The 17,839-nt window shown below is 70.8% G+C and carries 18 protein-coding genes; 8 read left to right on the top strand and 10 right to left on the bottom strand.

Annotation, left to right across the window (positions count from 1 at the left end; genetic code table 11):
• Window positions 1–25 precede the first annotated feature (25 nt).
• Window positions 26–1,186, bottom strand: coding sequence for an NAD(P)-binding protein (locus OHT76_RS19990; RefSeq protein ID WP_328872218.1), 1,161 nt, complete (start codon window positions 1,184–1,186; stop codon window positions 26–28).
• Window positions 1,187–1,326: 140 nt separating this feature from the next.
• Here OHT76_RS19990 and OHT76_RS19985 point away from each other — a divergent pair, with 140 nt between their 5' ends.
• Window positions 1,327–2,004, top strand: a complete 678-nt coding sequence (locus OHT76_RS19985) for a pentapeptide repeat-containing protein (protein WP_328872217.1) — start codon at window positions 1,327–1,329, stop codon at window positions 2,002–2,004.
• An 86-nt stretch (window positions 2,005–2,090) separates the two neighbouring features.
• Here OHT76_RS19985 and OHT76_RS19980 read toward each other — a convergent pair whose 3' ends face one another.
• A complete protein-coding gene (locus OHT76_RS19980) occupies window positions 2,091–2,591 on the bottom strand; it encodes a hypothetical protein (RefSeq protein WP_328876578.1) in 501 nt (166 codons plus the stop codon).
• Window positions 2,592–2,598: 7 nt separating this feature from the next.
• Between OHT76_RS19980 and OHT76_RS19975 the strand changes: the two genes are divergently transcribed.
• Window positions 2,599–3,993, top strand: coding sequence for a M1 family metallopeptidase (locus tag OHT76_RS19975; RefSeq protein WP_443049813.1), 1,395 nt, complete (start codon window positions 2,599–2,601; stop codon window positions 3,991–3,993).
• 33 nt (window positions 3,994–4,026) lie between these two features.
• Here the strand turns inward: OHT76_RS19975 and OHT76_RS19970 are convergent, their stop codons facing one another.
• From OHT76_RS19970 to OHT76_RS19960, 3 genes are all read right to left on the bottom strand, one after another.
• Window positions 4,027–5,574: a M4 family metallopeptidase gene (locus OHT76_RS19970; protein WP_328876577.1), complete on the bottom strand. Its 1,548-nt coding sequence runs from the start codon at window positions 5,572–5,574 to the stop codon at window positions 4,027–4,029.
• 231 nt (window positions 5,575–5,805) lie between these two features.
• Window positions 5,806–6,756: a bifunctional GNAT family N-acetyltransferase/NUDIX hydrolase gene (locus OHT76_RS19965; protein WP_328872215.1), complete on the bottom strand. Its 951-nt coding sequence runs from the start codon at window positions 6,754–6,756 to the stop codon at window positions 5,806–5,808.
• 72 nt (window positions 6,757–6,828) lie between these two features.
• A complete protein-coding gene (locus OHT76_RS19960) occupies window positions 6,829–7,404 on the bottom strand; it encodes a TerD family protein (protein ID WP_328872214.1) in 576 nt (191 codons plus the stop codon).
• Between the two features lie 164 nt (window positions 7,405–7,568).
• Between OHT76_RS19960 and arfB the strand changes: the two genes are divergently transcribed.
• Together arfB and OHT76_RS19950 are read left to right on the top strand one after the other, a co-directional pair.
• The gene (gene arfB, locus OHT76_RS19955; protein WP_328872213.1) at window positions 7,569–8,006 is read left to right on the top strand and encodes an alternative ribosome rescue aminoacyl-tRNA hydrolase ArfB; all 438 of its coding nucleotides are present in this window, start codon (window positions 7,569–7,571) and stop codon (window positions 8,004–8,006) included.
• A gap of 93 nt (window positions 8,007–8,099) precedes the next feature.
• A complete protein-coding gene (locus tag OHT76_RS19950; protein WP_328872212.1) occupies window positions 8,100–8,942 on the top strand; it encodes a sigma-70 family RNA polymerase sigma factor in 843 nt (280 codons plus the stop codon).
• On the opposite strand, the gene OHT76_RS19945 is transcribed toward OHT76_RS19950, so the two are convergent.
• Complete coding sequence (locus tag OHT76_RS19945) at window positions 8,939–9,406, bottom strand: GNAT family N-acetyltransferase (RefSeq protein ID WP_328872211.1); 468 nt, start codon at window positions 9,404–9,406, stop codon at window positions 8,939–8,941. The two genes, OHT76_RS19950 and OHT76_RS19945, sit on opposite strands and share 4 nt — an antisense overlap.
• A gap of 48 nt (window positions 9,407–9,454) precedes the next feature.
• Complete coding sequence (locus OHT76_RS19940) at window positions 9,455–10,033, bottom strand: flavin reductase family protein (RefSeq protein WP_328872210.1); 579 nt, start codon at window positions 10,031–10,033, stop codon at window positions 9,455–9,457.
• 325 nt (window positions 10,034–10,358) lie between these two features.
• Here OHT76_RS19940 and cdgB point away from each other — a divergent pair, with 325 nt between their 5' ends.
• A complete protein-coding gene (cdgB, locus tag OHT76_RS19935) occupies window positions 10,359–12,008 on the top strand; it encodes a diguanylate cyclase CdgB (protein WP_328872209.1) in 1,650 nt (549 codons plus the stop codon).
• A 119-nt stretch (window positions 12,009–12,127) separates the two neighbouring features.
• Window positions 12,128–13,057 (top strand): carbohydrate-binding protein, encoded by a 930-nt coding sequence (locus tag OHT76_RS19930; RefSeq protein WP_328872208.1) that lies wholly within the window; start codon window positions 12,128–12,130, stop codon window positions 13,055–13,057.
• Here the strand turns inward: OHT76_RS19930 and otsB are convergent.
• From otsB to OHT76_RS19915, 3 genes are read right to left on the bottom strand one after another with little or no spacing between them, the layout of a single operon-like run.
• The gene (gene otsB, locus OHT76_RS19925) at window positions 13,054–13,911 is read right to left on the bottom strand and encodes a trehalose-phosphatase (protein WP_328872207.1); all 858 of its coding nucleotides are present in this window, start codon (window positions 13,909–13,911) and stop codon (window positions 13,054–13,056) included. The two genes, OHT76_RS19930 and otsB, sit on opposite strands and share 4 nt — an antisense overlap.
• Window positions 13,912–13,955: 44 nt before the next feature.
• Complete coding sequence (locus tag OHT76_RS19920) at window positions 13,956–14,189, bottom strand: DUF3263 domain-containing protein (protein WP_328872206.1); 234 nt, start codon at window positions 14,187–14,189, stop codon at window positions 13,956–13,958.
• Window positions 14,190–14,224: 35 nt separating this feature from the next.
• On the bottom strand, window positions 14,225–15,487 hold the full coding sequence (locus tag OHT76_RS19915) for an ABC transporter substrate-binding protein (RefSeq protein ID WP_443049812.1): 1,263 nt from the start codon (window positions 15,485–15,487) through the stop codon (window positions 14,225–14,227).
• A gap of 106 nt (window positions 15,488–15,593) precedes the next feature.
• Here OHT76_RS19915 and OHT76_RS19910 point away from each other — a divergent pair, with 106 nt between their 5' ends.
• Window positions 15,594–16,538: an ROK family protein gene (locus tag OHT76_RS19910; RefSeq protein ID WP_328872204.1), complete on the top strand. Its 945-nt coding sequence runs from the start codon at window positions 15,594–15,596 to the stop codon at window positions 16,536–16,538.
• Entirely contained in the window at window positions 16,538–17,728 is a 1,191-nt protein-coding gene (gene nagA / locus OHT76_RS19905) for an N-acetylglucosamine-6-phosphate deacetylase (protein ID WP_328872203.1), read from the top strand. Before OHT76_RS19910 ends, nagA begins: the two co-directional genes overlap by 1 nt.
• The last annotated feature ends 111 nt before the right edge of the window (window positions 17,729–17,839 follow it).

The raw sequence follows: 17,839 nt of genomic DNA, 5'->3' as shown, positions 1-17,839 counted from the left end.
TCTCTCGGGTGACCACTCTTCAACCTCAAGCATGCTTGAGGTCAAGGGCGTTCTGTCCGAGGGCCAGCGACACCGCGGTCAGCGCACTGTTGAAGGACACCTCGGAGAGCACTCCGGGCGCGGCGACCTGGTCGCCCGCGAGATAGACGCCGTCGCCCCGGTCGATGGCCGGCCGGTCCCGCCAGCTGGTGCCGGGCAGGTCCACGGCTCCGGTACGGCCGTTGGCGAGGGCCTCCCGTCGCCAGGTGACCCGGTCCCGCCAGCCCTCGAAGGCGAGGTCCAGCAGTTGCTCGGCGCGGGCGATGCCGGCGGCCTTCGACTCGGTGGGGCCGAGCGGGATCTGCCCCTGGATCAGCTGCTCGCCGGCCGGCGCCAGGGTCCGGTCCTGCGCGGTGAACCGCTCGATCCACCCCGGTTGGTCCAGGTCGGACACGGCGAAGGCGTCCCCGCGCCGGGTGCGCACCGCCAGGTCGATCAGCGCCGTACGGCCGCTCGTCCAGGTCAGACTGTCGTCCTTCAGCAGCCGCCGGGCGGAGTCCAGCGAGGTGGCGACGACGACCGGGGTGTCGGTCGGGAGGGTGTCGACGCGGGACAGGGTCTCCATCCGGACCCCAAGATTCCAGGCGCGGTCGGCCATCCGTCCGATGACACTGCCCCAGCCGCCGCGCGGGTAGTGCGCCTCCGGCGGGAGCTTGGTGGCGCGGCGCAGCCGCTCCTGCACGAAGGCGGCGGAGAGCGCGCCGGGGTCGTGGTGGAAGAGGGCGACGGCGGAGTAGTGAGCGGCGGCCTGGGCCCCCTCGTCACCGGCGACACCGGTCGCCCAGGTCAGGAAGTCCACGTCGACGGGTGCCTGGGGCAGGCCGCGGCGCAGCAGCTTGAGCATGCCGAAGGGCGGGGTGCGGCGCAGTACGCCCTTGTGGCGCAGCCGCAGCCGGGCCGCCTCCAGGGGCGGGAGCGGGGCGAGCGGTCCGATCAGATCGCGCTGCTTGAGCCAGGTCCAGTGCGGGCCGCCGTTGTAGAGGGCGTGCGGTCCCTCGTTGGTCCGGTACGGCCCCTCAGCCGTCCGCGCCCGTCCGCCCAGGGTGTGGTGGGCTTCGTACACGGTGACCCGGGCGCCGGCTTCGGCGGCGGTGATGGCCGCGGCGAGTCCGGCGAAGCCGCCGCCGACGACGGTGATGCGGTGCATAGGGGTCTCCCTCTGCTTGGTTGGCCTTCTGCTTGGTGGCCCTTTCTTCCAGTACGACGCATCGGGCGCCCTCGAATGTGACATCGGGCGGGTTTTCGCAGGTCAGGGGCGTTGTCAGTGGCGGGGTGCAGCATGGGGACATGGCGACTACGGGTGGTAGTGGTACGAGGGTGAAGGCGGCCCGGCGCCCCGAGGTGCGGCTGGCGGCGCTGGAGCCGTACACCGAGGGGGAGCTGGAGCCGGACGGGGATTACGACGGGTTGGAGTTCCGGGAGGCGGATCTCGCCGGGCAGGACGGGGGCGGCGCCCGCTTCATGGACTGCGCGCTGAGAGCGTGCGCGCTGGACGAGACCCGGCTCACCCGCGCCCGCTTCCTGGACTCGGTGCTGAGCGCTCCACGCGGTGTCGGCACAGACCTTTCCGAGGCGACGCTTCGTGATGTGGAGCTGCTCGATGCCCGTCTCGGCGGGGTGCAGTTGCACGGCGGCGCTCTGGAACGCGTCCTGATCCGCGGCGGCAAGATCGACTACCTGAATCTGCGCGGGGCCCGCCTCAGAGACGTCGTCTTCGAGAACTGCGTCCTGGTGGAGCCGGACTTCGGCGGGGCGACCCTGGAGCGGGTCTCGTTCCCGGGGTGCGTACTGAAGGGCGCGGACCTCGCCGGGGCGAACCTGACGGACGTGGACCTCAGAGAGGCGGCGTCACTGGAGATCGCGCGGGGGGTGGAGCGGCTCGCGGGGGCGGTGATCAGTACGGGGCAACTGCTGGATCTGGCGGGGGTGTTGGCGGGGGCGCTGGGGATTCGAGTGGAGGAGTGACACGGGCTCTCGGGGCGCGCCGGGGGAAACGGGCGTGGAGGAGCGTGTCAAGACACCCAAGGGGAATCGCGCCGGGCGGAGAGGCGTTAGGACACCCGGGGATAGCGGGCCTGCAAGGTCCAGATCGCCGGGTTCTCCGCCAGGTCCTCGTGCAGGTCGCACAGGTCGGCGATCAGGTCGTGCAGGAAGTCACGGGCCTCGCGGCGCAGCTCTGCGTGGGAGAAGGTCAGCGGTGCCTCCTCGGTCGGCATCCAGTCCGCCTCCACGTCCACCCAGCCGAAGCGGCGCTCGAAGAGCATCCGGTCCGTGGACTCGGTGAAGTCCAGTTCCGCCCGCTGCGGACGGGAGGCCCTGGAGCCCGCCGGGTCCTGGTCGATCCGCTCCACGATGTCGCACAGCGCCCACGCGAAGTCCAGCACCGGCACCCATCCCCAGGCTGTGGACAACTCCCGGTCCGCCTTGGTGTCCGCCAGATAGACATCACCGCAGAACAGATCGTGCCGCAGGGCGCGGACGTCCGCGCGGCGGTAGTCCGTCTGCGGGGGGTCCGGGAAGCGGTTGGAGAGGGCGTAGCCGATGTCGAGCACGTAGGTGATGGTGTCACGGCCTCGTAGGATCACGGTCGTGTCCCGGTTCGTACGGCTGTGCCTGGTTCCCGCCCTGCTCGCGCTGACGGCCTGCGGCGGTGGCGGCCACGGCTCCCCCGGCGCCCCGGGCCTGGGCGACCCGTACTTCCCGAAGGCCGGGAACGGCGGCTACGACGTCAGCCACTACGCGCTCGCCCTCGACTACGCGCCGGACACCCGCCGCCTCACCGGTACGGCCACGATCACCGCCCGCGCCACCCAGCACCTCTCCGCCTTCGACCTGGACCTCAAGGGGCTCACCGTCGACGACGTCACCGTCGAGGGCGAGCGTGCCCGCTGGGACCGCGAGGGCCAGGAGCTGACCGTCCGCCCGCCCGAGGGCCTCGACGACGGCGAGACCTTCGAGGTCCGGGTCCGCTACTCCGGCACCCCCCGCACCATCACCGACCCGGACGGCTCCCAGGAGGGCTGGCTGCGCACCGAGAGCGGCGCCCTCGCGCTCGGCGAGCCGATGGGGTCGATGACCTGGTTCCCCGGCAACCACCACCCCGCGGACAAGGCGTCGTACGACATCGCGGTCACCGTGCCGAAGGGCCTGCGCGCCGTCTCCAACGGGGAGTTGACCGGCGAGCGGACCAGGGCGGGCCGTACGACCTTCAGCTGGCGCAGTGCCGAGCCGATGGCCGGCTATGTCGCCACGGTCGCGATCGGCGCGTACGAGATCCGGCGGTCCACCGCCGGGGACGTACCGGTGTACACGGCTGTCGATCCGGGCGAGGACGGGGCGAGCGTCGATGAGCTGCCCGACGTCATGGAGTGGGCGGAGTACAACTTCGGGCCCTACCCCTTCTCCTCCACCGGCGTGATCATCGCGGGCGCCGGGGACTCCGACTACGCCCTGGAGACCCAGAACCGGCCAGTCTTCCCCGGCGCCCCCGACACCGAGCTGCTGGTCCACGAGATCGCCCACCAGTGGTTCGGCAACTCCGTCACACCAAAGACCTGGCGGGACATGTGGCTGAACGAAGGGTTCGCGACCTACGCGGAGTGGCTCTGGGCGGAGGACCAGGGCGGCGACAGCGCGCAGGAGACCTTCGAGGCGCTGTACGACAGCGACGACGCCGACCTGTGGGCCTTCCCGCCCGCCGAGCCGCCCGGCGCCGAGCACATCTCGGACCGGCCGGTCTACGACCGTGGCGCGATGGTTGTCCACAAGATCCGGCAGACGGTGGGCGACGACGCCTTCTACGACCTCGTCCAGGGCTGGACGGCGGACCGGCGCCATGGCAACGCGAGCACCGACGACTTCACGGAGTACGTCGAACAGCGGGCGCCGGACGAGGACTTCGGCCGGATCTGGGCGGACTGGCTGTACGGGGAGGGGCAGCCGGACCGCCCCTGACGGACGGTCCGGCTGCCGTGCTGCCCTGCGGGGTCAGTTGACGTTGACCGCCTTCCAGGCCGCCGCGACCGCCTGCTGCTCGGCGCTGTTCGCGCCGTACAGGTCGCTCGCCGCCTGGAGTGTCGCCGTGCGGGCGCCCGCGTAGTTGGTCGACGAGGTCATGTACGTCGTCAGGGCCCGGTACCAGATCAGATAGGCCTTGGTGCGGCCGATCCCGGTGACCGTGGAGCCGTCGTAGGTCGGGGAGTCGTATGCGACGCCGTTGATCGTCTTGGCGCCGCTGCCCTCGGACAGCAGGTAGAAGAAGTGGTTGGCGACGCCCGACGAGTAGTGCACGTCGAGGCGGGCGACCGTGCGCGACCAGTAGTCGACGGAGTTGCCGTCCCGGCTGGGCTTGTCCATGTAGCGCAGCGGGGTGCCGTTGCCGCGGATGTCGATCTTCTCGCCGATGAGGTAGTCGCCGGTGTCGGAGGAGTTGTTCGCGAAGAACTCCACCGAGGTGCCGAGGATGTCGGAGGTGGCCTCGTTCAGGCCGCCGGACTCCCGGCTGTAGCGCAGGCCCGCCGTGGCGGAGGTCAGACCGTGGGTCATCTCGTGCCCGGCGACATCGAGCGAGGTGAGCGGCTTGAGGTTGCCCGCGCCGTCGCCGTACGTCATGCAGAAGCACTGGTCCGACCAGAAGGCGTTGACGTAGGCGTTGCCGTAGTGGACGCGCGAGTAGGCGGCCACGCCGTCGCCGCGGATGCCGTTGCGGCCCAGCTCGTTCTTGTAGAAGTCCCAGGTCACGGCGGCGCCGTAGTGGGCGTCCACGGCGGCGGTCTGACGGTTCGTCGGGGTGCCGTCGCCCCAGGTGTCGTCGGCGTCGTGGAAGAGGGTGCCTGTGCCGTTGGTGGCGCCGTTCAGGTCGTACGTCTTGTGGTTGCCGCGTCCGGAGTCGGTGAGGTCGTAGCCGCCGGACGCGGAGGCGGTGGTGCCGAGCGGGACCGTGCCGCTGTACTGGCTGGTGCCCGAGCCGGTCTCGATGGCCTCGAAGGAGTACAGCCGCTTGCCGGTGGCCGCGTCGGTGATGATGTGCAACTCGCTCGGGGTGCCGTCGTGCTGGAGGCCCTCGACGACGGTCTCGTAGGCGAGGACGGGCTTGCCGTCGGCGGCCCAGACGACCTTGCGGGGCGTCGCGGCGGTGCCCTCGGCTGCCGCCTTGAGCGCGGACTTCTTCGCGGTGGCGGCGGATATCGCGGCGTCGGTGGACGTCACGGCTATCCGGGCCTTGGTCGCCTTGCTGACGCTCTTCAGGTCACCGCTCTTCGTCACATGGGTGACCAGGTCGCCGCCGAGGACGGGCAGGCCGGCGTACGTCCGCTCATAGCGGGTGTGGACGGCGCCGTTCGCGTCCTTGACGACGTCCCGGACGACGAGTTTCTCCTTGGCGCCGAGCCCGAGCTCGCGGGCCGTCGAACCGGCGTCCGCCTGGGCCGACTTGATGGCGGCGGCACGGGCCGAAGTGCCGAGGGGGAGGGCCGCGGTGGTCCCCGGCTCGGGCGCCGCGGAGGCGGGGCCGTTCTGCAGCGCGAGCACGACCATCGCGGCCGACCCGATCAGGGCGGTGGCGCGGAGGGCGGTGGTGCGGGAGGTACGGGTGGCGCGGAGGTGCTGTCTCACTCGGTCTCCTTCGTCGCTGGCCTCATGGTTGGGGCACAGGTGGGGCACAGAGTTGCGGCGAGCGAGGAGAGGGTGACATCCGGACACCTCTGTTTGACAGGGTGCCGTCAAGATTTTACGGGTTCGTATCCGAAAGCCGTTTCCGACGGTCCGTTATGCGGACGTCTCCCACTCCGTCAGAAGCCGGGCCAGATCGGGCGGCCAGATCGGTTCCGGCGCCGCGGTCAGCTCCTCGCGGGTCCACCAGTGCCAGGTGAGGATGCCGTCCTGGGCGTGGGCGGCGGCGAGTTGGGGGCCGGCGGGTTCGCGGCGCGGGCCTCGGGTGACGTAGATGTGCTCGTGCTGGCGGACGGGGATGTCCATGCGGGTGAAGTCGTGCTCCCAGGTGCACAGCAGCGGGCCCGCTTCCAGGTCCGTCCAGCCCGTCTCCTCGCCCATTTCGCGCAGAGCGCCCTCACGCGGGGTCTCGCCCCCCTCCAGGCCGCCGCCGGGCAGGGCCCAGTGGACGCCGACCTCGGTGTTGTCGTAGCGGAAGAGGAAGACCGCGCCGTCCGGGTCGAGGACGGCAACTCGGGCGGCCCGGCGCGGGATGCGCAGGGGCTTGCGCAGGACCGCGCAGGGGCGGCCCAGTCCGCGGTCCTCGCGGTGGTCGATGACCTCGTACCCGAGGGCGGTCCAGAAGGCCAGCGCCTTGGGGTTGTTGTCGAGCACGGCCAGGCGTACAGCGGTGCGGCCCTCGGCGCGGAAGCGGTCCTCGACGAGGGAGGCGAGCCGACGGCCGTATCCCTGCCGCTGGGTGCTCGCGTCCACCATCAGCAGACCGATCCACGGGTCCGGGTCGGCCGGATCGGGGTGCTGGGCAAGGGTGATCACGACCCCGACGAGCCGCCCCGCGCTACGGGCGAGCAACACCTCTGCATCCGGCTCCGCCAACTCGTCGGCCAGCGCGGCCGCCACCTGCTCCGGCCGGATGTCGTCCGGGTCCGGGAAGTCGCCGCTGAGGGCATGGAAGTCCCGGTTGGAGGCGTAGAGGGCGGTGAGTTCGGTGAGCAGGGGGCCCGGGATGTCGTGGTCGGGGGCCTTGCGCAGGGGCTCGAGAAACATGCACAGGACGCTACTGCGCAACGACCGAACCCCCGGCCGGAGCCGGGGGTTCGGGCATGTCTGCGCTGTTTGTCAGACGCTGACGCCGAAGTCCTGGGCGATGCCCACCAGGCCCGAGGCGTAGCCCTGGCCCACCGCGCGGAACTTCCACTCCGCGCCGTTGCGGTACAGCTCGCCGAAGACCATGGCCGTCTCCGTGGCCGCGTCCTCCGACAGGTCGTAGCGCGCGATCTCGGCGCCGCCCGCCTCGTTCAGGATGCGGATGTAGGCGTTGCGGACCTGGCCGAAGTTCTGCGAGCGGTTCTCGGCGTCGTAGATCGAGACCGGGAAGACGATCTTCTCGATGTCGGCCGGGAGGCCGGCGAGGTTGACCTTGATCGCCTCGTCGTCGCCCGCGCCCTCGCCGGTGCGGTTGTCACCGGTGTGGACGATGGTGCTGTCCGGGGTCTGCTTGTTGTTGAAGAACACGAAGTGGCCGTCCGAGTAGACCTTGCCCTGCGTGTTGACCGCGATCGCGGAGGCGTCGAGGTCGAAGTCCGTGCCGGTGGTGGTGCGGACGTCCCAGCCGAGGCCCACGGTGACAGCGGTCAGGCCCGGAGCCTCCTTGGTGAGCGAGACGTTGCCACCCTTGGACAGGCTTACAGCCATTGTTGGGAGTCCCTTCCCTCGTTATGCGTACGAGCACGAAGCTACAGCTACCTCTATGAACGCCGAGAGGGGTACGCGAGTTCCAGCCCTCTTTACTTTCTTTACTCGCCCTTCTGGAGGGCACCGGGATATTCGCGTGACGTGGACCGGACAGACGCGCGACCATGGACGGCATGTCCGGTCCTCACGTCATCCGCGACTCCGTCTCGCTCCCCGAGGCCGAGCTCATGTGGCGTTTCTCGCGCTCGTCGGGGCCCGGCGGACAGCACGTCAACACCAGCGACTCCCAGGTGGAGCTGCGCTTCGACCTCGCGCGCACCGAGGCGCTGCCCGAGGTGTGGAAGCAGCGGGCGCTGGAGCGGCTCGCCGGACGCCTGGCCGACGGCGTCATCACCGTCCGCTCCTCCGAGCACCGCTCCCAGTGGCGCAACCGCGAGACCGCCGCCGTACGCCTCGCGGCGCTGCTCGCGGAGGCCACCGCGCCGCCGCCCAAGCCGCGCAAGCCGACCCGCATCCCCCGGGGCATCAACGAACGGCGACTGCGGAACAAGAAGCAGCGCTCGGACACCAAGCGGGGCCGGTCCGGGCGCGACTGGGGATAGTCCGCGACCGGGGACAGTCGCCGTCACACATTCGACCTCCCGTCCGTCATCCCAGTGACCACAAGGGTCACCACGAGAGGGTGTGACGGACCGATGACCACCGACCACGACTTCCTCGCCCAGCGCTTCGAGGCGCACCGGGGGCATCTGCTGGCCGTCGCCCACCGCATGCTGGGCTCGTCCGCCGAGGCCGAGGACGCCGTGCAGGAGGCCTGGTTCCGGCTCAGCCGGTCCGAGGCTGCACGTATCGACAATCTGGGCGGCTGGTTGACCACCGTCGTCGGCCGGGTCTGCCTCGACCTGCTCCGCTCCCGCGGCTCGCGCGCCGAGCGGCCGCTGGACGCCGTGGGAACGGAGCCCGCCGCCGGCGCCGACCCCGAGCAGGACGCGCTGCTCGCCGACTCGGTCGGGATCGCCCTGCTCGTCGTCCTGGACACCCTGACGCCCGCCGAGCGGCTGGCGTTCGTGCTGCACGACCTGTTCGCGGTGCCCTTCGAGGAGATCGCGACCGTGGTCGACCGTACGCCCGCCGCCGCGCGGCAGCTGGCCAGCAGGGCCCGGCGCCGGGTGCGGGGCGCGGAGCCGGCGGCCGTCGATCCGGCCCGGCAGCGGACGGTCGTCGACGCGTTCCTGGCCGCCGTCCGGGACGGGGACTTCGACGCGCTGGTCGGGGTGCTCGACCCCGATGTCGTGGCGCGCAGCGAGGCAGGGGTGACGACCGGGGCCCTTGCCGTGGCCAGGGGTGCCTCCGGATTCGCGGCCCTCGCCGCTCTCGCCCGGCCCGCGCTGGTCGACGGCCGGGCGGGTTTCGCGGTGCTGGTCGACGGGCGGCTGGAACGGGTGCTGGACTTCACGGTCGTACGGAACCGGATCGCCGTCATCGACATCGTGAAGGACCCCGAGCGGCTGGCCGGGCTCGATGTCCGCCTGATCTAGGAGAGCTCCAGGACCCCGACCGTCTGGCCCCCGCTGGTCTCCCCGTTCGGCTCGAAGCCGAGCCCGAGATAGAACCCCTCGGGACCGGTCGGGCCGGGATGCCAGGTGACGTACATCTCCTTCCCGCCCCGGCGGCGCAGCTCCTGCGCCACGGACTCGACCGCGAAGCGGCCGTAGCCCCGGCCCTGTTCCTGCGCCGCGATGTTCAGGCGCCACAGGCCGGAGCGGAAGAGGGTGCCGTCGCCCTTCCAGTCGATGTCGAGGAACGCCATCAGGAAGCCGACCGTCCGGCCGTCGTCGACGATCAGGCGGGGCCAGGCGGCGCCGGGCCGGACATAGGCCTCGGCGAGCGAGTGCGCGACGGGTTCGACGGCGTGCTCCTGGTCCGGGCGGATCCGGATGGCGAGCGCGTCCTCGACATTCTTCGGCGTGAGGGATTCCAGGCGGGGTCCGGTCGTCGTCATGCGCGCACCCTAGGCCGTACCTTCACGCGCGGTCATATGAATTCCGGCTCAGCCCAATTGGCGATAGCGACCACGGAAATACGTCAACGGCCCGCCCTCCGCGCTCGGCACGCTCGCCGTCAGGACGCGGCCGATCACCAGCGTGTGGTCGCCCGCGATCATCCGCTGCTCGGTCCGGCACTCCAGCTGGGCCAGCGCGCCGCCCACCAGTGCGGCGCCGGTCGCCGCGCCGCGGACGTACGGGATGTCCTCGAAGAGGAGCCGGTCGCTGATACGGCCCTTCATGGCGAAGCGGCCGGCGATGTGCCGCTGGCTCTCGGAGAGGACGGAGACCGCCCAGAAGGGCTGCTCGTCGAGCAGGTCGTCCATCCGGGCGCCCGTGCGCAGGCTGACCAGGACCAGGGGCGGGTCCAGGGAGACCGACATGAACGCCGTCGCCGTCATCCCGACGTCCTCGCCCTTCGGCCCGTCGGCGGCGAGCGGGGGTTCGTAGGCGGTCACCAGGACCACGCCCGCGGCCAGCCGGGACATGGCGGCGCGGAACTCGTCGTTGCTCACCCCCTCAGCATGCCCGGCGACGGGCGGTGCGGTGATCGGGGCGGGCGCGGCAGGGGGAGTGTTCGGCACGCCGGAAACGCTAATCTCCGGGGCTAGGGTGTCGCATCGGGCCCGGGGCCGAGAACGGACCTAGGACCTCCGACCGACAGCAGACAGCACACAAACTTTGCGTTCAGTAAACGCACAGGAAAAACGCAGAAACCCCGCTCAATTGTTCATCTTTCGCTGTGACTTGAGTCACAAGGGCCATTAATTGTTGACCCTGTGTACCGAGTGGGCAGCGCGCTGTGATTCAGTGGCGGGGAAGCTTCATCAAGAACGGCAAGGGCACCGTACCGAAAAGACGCCGAAGACAACCCTTGATTCGCTGCGAGGTCTCGGGGGGAGGGCGAGCATGGAGACCGAGTCGGAGCCGTACGTCCGTCTTGCGACCCTGCGACAACTGCACCAGGTCATGGCGGACATGAACACCGCGCGCAGCCTGGCCGACACACTGCAGACCGTCGCCGACGGCGTCGTCACCGGCCTCGGCTACGAGCTGGCGTGCGTCAACCTGGTCCGGCCCGACGGCGACCTCGTCGTCGCCGCCCTCGCCGGCAACCCCGCCGCCGAGGCGCTGATCACCGGCCGCACCGGCTCCCGCGAGTCCTGGGAGCGCCGGCTGAGCATGGGCGAGCACTGGGGCGACCTGGTCTTCATTCCGCACACCGAGGGCTGGGTCCTCGACGACGACGACGTCCCGCAGTGGTACACCGACGGGCCCGCGCCCCGCTTCGAGGACGAGTGGCACCCCTCGGACCGACTCTTCGCACCCATGTACACCCCGGACGCGCACGGCGGCAGCGGCGAGCTGATCGGCGTCCTGTCCGTGGACCGCCCGCGCAACGGCCGGCTGCCGGGCGCATGGGGGCGCGAGGCCCTGCAGATGTACGCGTTCCAGGCCGCCATCGCGATCAGCAACGCGCGTCTACGCGCGAATATGCAGCGGGCACTGGTCAGGCTCGAGCGCGAGCAGCAGGCCCTCAGGGCCAGCGAGGAAAGCTTCAGGCAGGCCTTCGAGTACGCCCCCTCCGGCATGGCCATCGCCGAGATGGGCGGCGACCAGCACGGCCGCATCCTCAGGACCAACGACGCGCTCTGCCGCCTCCTCGGCCGCCCCGCCTCCGCGATGCGCCGCTACTCCTTCTCCGACCTCGTCCACCCCGAGGACATCGGCACCCTGCTCAGGACCTCCGCCGAGGGCGGCCGGGCGGAGCTCAGGCTCGGGCGCCGGGACGGTACGTACGTCTGGGTGTCCCTGCGCAACAGCGTCGTCGCCGACGCAGCCGACGGCCCCCGCTTTCTGCTCACCCACGTCGAGGACATAGAGGAGCGCAAGCGGCGCGAGCTCCAGCTCGCCCACCGCGCCTCCCACGACTCCCTGACCGGGCTGCCGAACTCCGCCGAGCTGCGCGCCCGCCTCTCCTCGCGGCTGTGCCAGCGCCCCACCCACGCCGGCGCCCTGGAGTCCATGGACGCCGCGTTCGGCCACCCCGCCTACGACGTCAACGGCCACGGCTTCGACTTCCGGCCCGGCACCGACGCCCTCGACGGATTCGACCACCATGTGCACACCGTCGCCCCTGAGAGTGAACACGACGACGGCACCAAGGGGCTCGCGGTGCTCTTCTGCGACCTCGACGGCTTCAAGTCGATCAACGACCGGTTCGGGCACAACGCCGGTGACGCGGTCCTCATCGAGGTCGCCCGCCGGCTGTCCCGGCAGGTCCGGGACGGCGACACCGTGGCCCGGCTCGGCGGCGACGAGTTCGTGGTTCTGGCCGACGGGCTCGGCCGGGCCGACGCCCAGGACCTGGCCGTACGGCTGCGCAACGAGATCATCCAGCCGATCCGGGTCGACGGCCGCGCCATGCGGGTGGGCGCCAGCTTCGGTATCGGGTGGGCGCACTGCGGCATGACCGCGGACGAGGTGTTGAAGTCCGCCGACGAGCGGATGTACGTAGAGAAACGATCTCGTCCCAAACAGCACAGACGTGCGGGATGAGCCCCAGGTCAGCGAGCTGATGCGGTCCGAGTCACCCGTTTGGGCCAGCCAGAGCGGGTAGGCTCGCCATTCGCCACACGTACCGCATCCGCCCGCACCTGGTGAGGAGTACCAAAGGGATGACGTCCGGTAACAACGGGGCGAGCACGCCGCCCGAGGACGACGACCCGTTCGGCTACCTCTACGCCGACGGGCAGGCCAACGGCGCCCAGCCTCCGTCGAGTGGCTACGGCTACCCGAACGCGATGAACCGGACCCGTCCGGTCGGCCAGCGCCAGTACGGCCAGCAGACGGCCCCGCAGGTGCCGCCGCAGCAGGGCACGTACGGCCAGCCGAACGCGCACTACGCGGCCCCGGAGACCTTCCCGGGCAGCGCGCCGACCACCCAGCAGCAGCTGCCGTCCTACGGCGGCGGCAACGGCCGCGGACGCGGTCCGAACACCAAGGGGCTGCTGATCGGCGCCATCGCGGTGGTCGCCGCGGTCGTCATCGGCATCGCGGTGGCGATGGCGGGCGGCGACGACGGCGACAAGGGCGGCGGCAACCAGGCCGACTCGACGCCGACGCAGGGCGAGAGCAAGGACTCGAGTCCTTCGGCCAGCAGCAGTGCCGGGGAGAAGGCGGAACTGCCGAAGTCCGACGCGAAGTCGCTGCGGCTCTCGCCGGGCGTGGGCCTTGCCTCGGATGTGACGGGCGCCAACTCCGGCAGCTATGTCACGGGTCTCAACCAGAGCGGTGCCTCGGTCACCTGGAGCGTCGACGGTATCCCGGAAGAGGGCGTCTACACGCTGTTCACGCGCTACAGCGTCCCCGGCAAGGATCAGTCGATGACGCTCACCGTCAACGGCAAGGTGTTCGGCAGCAAGATGAACCTCAGCAACTTCGCGAAAGCCGGCGAGGGTGACTACGCGAAGGCCTGGACCGAGACCTACGTGTGGCCGACGCTCAACAAGGGCACCAACACCATCGTGATTTCCTGCGGGAATGGCGACAAGTGCGACGTCCTGCTGGACCAGCTGTGGCTGAAGGCCGGACAGGTCAAGAACTAGCTCTGTAGGTGGGCCGCCAGTGTGCTGAGCAGGCCCACCACCCCCGCCGGACCCTTCACCACCACGTCCGCCTTCGCCTCCAGCTCCGGAACCTCCTCGCTGCCGCTGCTGCACACCAGCAGGCCCGGGGTGCCGTCGGTGCGGAGTTTGTCGACGGCCGCGTAGGCGGGCAGGTCGCCCAGGTCGTCACCGGCGTAGAGGACCGAGGTCGCGTCGATCTCGCGGACGTAGTCCAGCAGGGCGACGCCCTTGTCCATGCCGGGTGGCCGCAGTTCCAGGACCAGACGGCCCGGTTCGACGATCAGGCCGTGCCGGGCGGCGAGCTCGGCGAGGGGTTCGCGCAGCGCTTCGAAGGCGGCCTGCGGATCGGTGGCCCGGCGGGTGTGTACGGCGACCGCGCGGCCCTTCTCCTCGATCCAGGTGCCGCGCCAGGCACCGACGCCGTCGAGGACGCCGGGCAGTTCCGCGCGGACGGCGGCGACCCCGGGGTCGGGGGCGGGGGCGCTGACGGTGCCGGTGACGGCGTCCCAGCGCTCGGCGCCGTAGTGGCCGAGGACGACGAGGTGCTCCAGGCCGGGAACCCCGGCGAACCCGCCGTAGCGGACCGCGACACCGGCCGGGCGTCCGGTGACCACCGCGACGGCGGCCACCTTCGGCGCGAGTGCGGCGAGTGCGGTCACCGCGTCCGGGTGCGCACGCGCCTGCTCGGGGTCCGGCACGATCGGTGCGAGCGTCCCGTCGAAGTCGAGCGCGATCACCGCCCGCGCCGGCTCGGCGAGGAGCGCGTCGAGACCGGCCCGTCCGGCGGGGGTGGAGGGGGTCGGCAGGGGGGTCGAGTCCGTGTGGCTGCCCATACGGGGGACCCTATCCAGCTCCGCCTGCTCCGGTCAGCAGGACGTCACCGCTCCGCTCGCCGTGAATCCCGCACTCTGCGCAGACGGTTGACCGTCACCGGGTCGTGGGCCAGGGCGCGTTCGTCGTCCAGGAGGGCGTTGAGGAGCTGGTAGTAGCGGACGGGGGCCAGGCCCAGTTCCTCGCGTATCGCCCGTTCCTTGGCGCCGGGGCCGGGGAAGCCGCGGCGTTCCAGGGCGAGGATGGACCGTTCCCTGGGGTGCAGCGGCTCCTTTTCCATACCCGGCACCGTAGCTCCCGGCACTGACAGCCGTGCTACTCGGCGTTCTCCGCAGCCACCGCGGTCACCTGGAGCTCGCGCAGCACGGTGGACGGGCTGCCGGTGACCGCCTTGCCGATGTTCTCCTTCACGGCCGCGCTCACCGCCGCCCAGGAGGTACGCCCGACCGGGTAGAGCTCGGAGGCGGGGAGTGCCTTGAGGAAGGGCTTGAGGTCCGCGTCCTCCTCGGCCGCGCTCATGGTGTCCCAGACCGAGTTCGTCACGGGCAGCAGGTCGTACTCGCGCGAGAAGGAGAGGACGTTCTTGTCGTCGTAGACGAAGTCGAGGAAGTCCCCGATCTCCTCGGCATGGCCGTTCTGTTTGAAGGCCATCATCCAGTCGGCGACGCCCATGGAGATCTTGCTCGGCCCGTCGGCGCCCGGCATCGGCACCATGCCGAACTTCACGCCCTTCGCGGCGGCCGCCTTCATCAGCGAGGGATGCCCGTTGAGCATGCCGACCTCGCCGTCCGTGAACGCCTCGAAGGCGTCGGCGCGATTCAGCGAGGCGGGCGCGACCGGTCCCGTCAGGTCCTTGTCCACCAGCTCGTCCTTCAGCCAGTCGAAGGTCTCGACGTTCTCCGCGGAGTCGATGCCGTAGGTGCCGACATTGGTGTCGGTGTAGCCGCCCCCGCCGCTGAGCAGCCACTGCATGGTCTCGGCCTGCGCCTCCTCGGGCCCGAGCGGCAGGGCGTACGGGAACTTCACCCCGTCCGCCTTCAGCGCCTCGGCGTCGGCGGCCAGCTCCTCCCAGGTCTCGGGGGGAGCGATGCCGACCTGCTCGAAGAGGGACTTGTTGTAGAAGAGCAGGCGTGTGGAGGACGCGAACGGCATCCCGTACTGGACTCCGTTGACCGCTCCCGCGGCGGCGAGCTGCGAGACGAAGTCGGCCTGCGTGGTGATGGAGAGCAGCTCGCTTGCGGTGTACAGCTTCCCGGCCTTCGCGTAATCGGCGTACGCCCCGATCTGCGCGAGGTCAGGGGCCTTCCCGGCGTCCACCATCTCCTTGACCTTGCGGTCGACCTCGGTCCAGGAGTAGACGCTGACCTCGACGTTTACATCCGGGTGGGCCTTCTCGTACTCCTCGACCAGCGAGTCCCAGTACTTCTCGGAGCTGTTCGCCGCGCTGTCGCCGTAGTCGGCGGCGACCAGTCTCAGCGTGACCTCGTCCGACCCTCCGGTCAGGCCGCAGCCGCCCAGAACCGCCGTCATGCCCAGTGCGGACACCACCGCGATCATTCCTGCCCTACGCCGCTGCACTGCTCTTCCAGCCCCAACCCTGCGAAAACTTTCGATACAACGTCATAAGGTCTACACCACGTGAGTGGACTAGACCTCTCCCGGGTCAACGGGCCACACTGTCCCCGTGAGACATGTCATCGCCCTCGACGTGGGCGGCACCGGGATGAAGGCCGCCCTGGTCGGGGCGGACGGCGCTCTGCTGTACCAGGCCCGCCGACCGACCGGACGCGAGCGCGGCCCCGACGCGGTGGTCGCCGGCATCCTCGACTTCGCCGCCGAACTGCGCGCCCACGGCGCCGAAACCTTCGGCGAACCGGCGGCCGCGGCCGGAATCGCCGTCCCCGGCATCGTCGACGACGCGGCCGGCGTCGCCGCCTACTCGGCCAACCTGGGCTGGCGCGACGTACCCCTGCGCGAGCTGATCCGCACCGAGCTGGGCATCCCTGCCGCCCTCGGCCACGACGTGCGCACCGGCGGTCTCGCCGAGGGCCGCGTCGGCGCGGGCCGGGGCGCCGACCGGTTTCTGTTCGTGGCGCTCGGCACCGGTATCGCGGGCGCGATCGGCGTGGACGGCCGGGTGGAGGCCGGGGCGCACGGTTTCGCGGGCGAGATCGGCCATGTCGTCGTACGCCCCGGAGGCACCCCCTGCCCCTGCGGCCAGCGCGGCTGCCTAGAACGGCTCGCGTCCGCCGCTGCGGTCAGCGAGGCCTGGGCCAAGGCGAGCGGCAACCCCGACGCAGACGCGGCCGACTGCGCGAACGCCGTCATGTCCGGCGACCCGAACGCCGTACGAGTCTGGCAGGACGCCATCGACGCCCTCGCCGACGGCCTGGTCACCGCCCTCACCCTGCTGGACCCGCGCACCCTGATCATCGGTGGCGGCCTCGCCGAGGCGGGGGAAACCTTGTTCACACCACTGCGGGACGCCGTCCGGCGGAGGGTCACGTTCCAGAAGCTGCCGGAGATCGTCCCGGCGGCTCTGGGGGACACGGCGGGCTGTCTGGGTGCGGGCCTCCTGGCCTGGGACCTGCTGACGACTACAACTCGGATCCAGGAGGAATCGACCTGATGGCAACCCCCTCAGGGGCGCGGGGAACTGCGCGCCAAGCCCCCACCGGCCCGCAGCTGGTCCTCAAGGGCGCCCGCGTAGTAATGCCCACAGGAGTGGTCGACGGCGGCCAGGTGGTCGTCGAGGGTGACCGAATCTCCGCGAGCGCTCAAGAGAACGCCCAGGTCATCGACGTATCCGGCCACTACGTAGTACCCGGCTTCGTAGACATCCACAACCACGGCGGAGGCGGAGCCTCCTTCACTTCGGGCACCGTCGACGACGTGCTGAAGGGCATCGACACCCACCGCAGACACGGCACCACCACCCTCGTCGCCTCCACCGTCACCGGCGACATGGACTTCCTCACCCAGCGCGCAGGCCTCCTCTCCGAGCTCGCCGAGCAGGGCGACATCGCCGGGATCCACTTCGAGGGCCCGTTCATCTCCCCGTGCCGCAAGGGCGCGCACTCCGAGGAGCTGCTGCGCGACCCGGACCCGGCTGAGGTCCGCAAGCTGATCGACGCGGCGCGCGGCAAGGCGAAGATGGTCACCCTCGCCACCGAACTCCCCGGCGGCATCGACTCCGTCAGGCTTCTCGCCGAACACGGCGTCATCGCGGCGATCGGGCACACGGACGCGACGTACGAGCAGACCGTGGAGGCGATCGACGCGGGCGCGACCGTAGCGACGCACCTCTTCAACGCGATGCCCGCGCTCGGCCACCGCACCCCCGGCCCGATCGCGGCGCTCCTGGAGGACGACCGGATCACCGTCGAGCTGATCAACGACGGTACGCATCTGCACCCCGCCTCCCTCCAGCTGGCGTTCCATCACGCGGGCGCGGACCGGGTCGCGTTCATCACGGACGCGATGGACGCGGCAGGCTTCGGCGACGGGCGTTACATGCTGGGTCCGCTGGAGGTCGAGGTCGCCGAAGGCGTCGCACGCCTGGTGGAGGGTGGTTCGATCGCGGGCTCGACGCTCACCCTGGACCGTGCCTTCAAGCGCGCGGTGACGATCGACGGGCTGTCGGTCGGGGACGCGGTGACGGCCCTGTCCGCCAACCCGGCCCGCCTCCTCGGGATGGCCGACACCATCGGCTCGCTGGAGCCGGGCAAGTACGCCGACCTGGTGCTGCTGGACTCCGACTTCAACGTGAAGGGCGTGCTGCGCCGAGGTGACTGGGTGGTAGCTCCCCAACTGGGCTGATCCGTCCGGCAACCAGCGCGACGGCGGCCGTTCCGAGGACTGGGACGACCGCCGTCTGTTTGGCATGATCGGGACCGGAAGAGACGGCACCGCTTTTCGGGGGGAGGTCGG

Origin of the sequence: Streptomyces sp. NBC_00287 (genome assembly GCF_036173105.1) — a bacterium.
Classification (GTDB): Bacteria; Actinomycetota; Actinomycetes; order Streptomycetales; family Streptomycetaceae; genus Streptomyces.
This window is presented reverse-complemented; position numbering and strand designations above follow the sequence as displayed.

What these genes read in the sequence shown, in the direction of transcription:
- OHT76_RS19990 (WP_328872218.1), bottom strand. Translation starts at nt 1,186, where the DNA reads ATGCACCGCATCACCGTCGTCGGCGGCGGCTTCGCCGGACTCGCCGCG.
- OHT76_RS19985 (WP_328872217.1), top strand. Translation starts at nt 1,327, where the DNA reads ATGGCGACTACGGGTGGTAGTGGTACGAGGGTGAAGGCGGCCCGGCGC.
- OHT76_RS19975 (WP_443049813.1), top strand. Translation starts at nt 2,599, where the DNA reads ATGGTGTCACGGCCTCGTAGGATCACGGTCGTGTCCCGGTTCGTACGG.
- OHT76_RS19970 (WP_328876577.1), bottom strand. Translation starts at nt 5,574, where the DNA reads ATGGTCGTGCTCGCGCTGCAGAACGGCCCCGCCTCCGCGGCGCCCGAG.
- OHT76_RS19965 (WP_328872215.1), bottom strand. Translation starts at nt 6,756, where the DNA reads ATGTTTCTCGAGCCCCTGCGCAAGGCCCCCGACCACGACATCCCGGGC.
- OHT76_RS19960 (WP_328872214.1), bottom strand. Translation starts at nt 7,404, where the DNA reads ATGGCTGTAAGCCTGTCCAAGGGTGGCAACGTCTCGCTCACCAAGGAG.
- arfB (WP_328872213.1), top strand. Translation starts at nt 7,569, where the DNA reads ATGGACGGCATGTCCGGTCCTCACGTCATCCGCGACTCCGTCTCGCTC.
- OHT76_RS19950 (WP_328872212.1), top strand. Translation starts at nt 8,100, where the DNA reads ATGACCACCGACCACGACTTCCTCGCCCAGCGCTTCGAGGCGCACCGG.
- OHT76_RS19945 (WP_328872211.1), bottom strand. Translation starts at nt 9,406, where the DNA reads ATGACGACGACCGGACCCCGCCTGGAATCCCTCACGCCGAAGAATGTC.
- cdgB (WP_328872209.1), top strand. Translation starts at nt 10,359, where the DNA reads ATGGAGACCGAGTCGGAGCCGTACGTCCGTCTTGCGACCCTGCGACAA.
- OHT76_RS19930 (WP_328872208.1), top strand. Translation starts at nt 12,128, where the DNA reads ATGACGTCCGGTAACAACGGGGCGAGCACGCCGCCCGAGGACGACGAC.
- otsB (WP_328872207.1), bottom strand. Translation starts at nt 13,911, where the DNA reads ATGGGCAGCCACACGGACTCGACCCCCCTGCCGACCCCCTCCACCCCC.
- OHT76_RS19920 (WP_328872206.1), bottom strand. Translation starts at nt 14,189, where the DNA reads ATGGAAAAGGAGCCGCTGCACCCCAGGGAACGGTCCATCCTCGCCCTG.
- nagA (WP_328872203.1), top strand. Translation starts at nt 16,538, where the DNA reads ATGGCAACCCCCTCAGGGGCGCGGGGAACTGCGCGCCAAGCCCCCACC.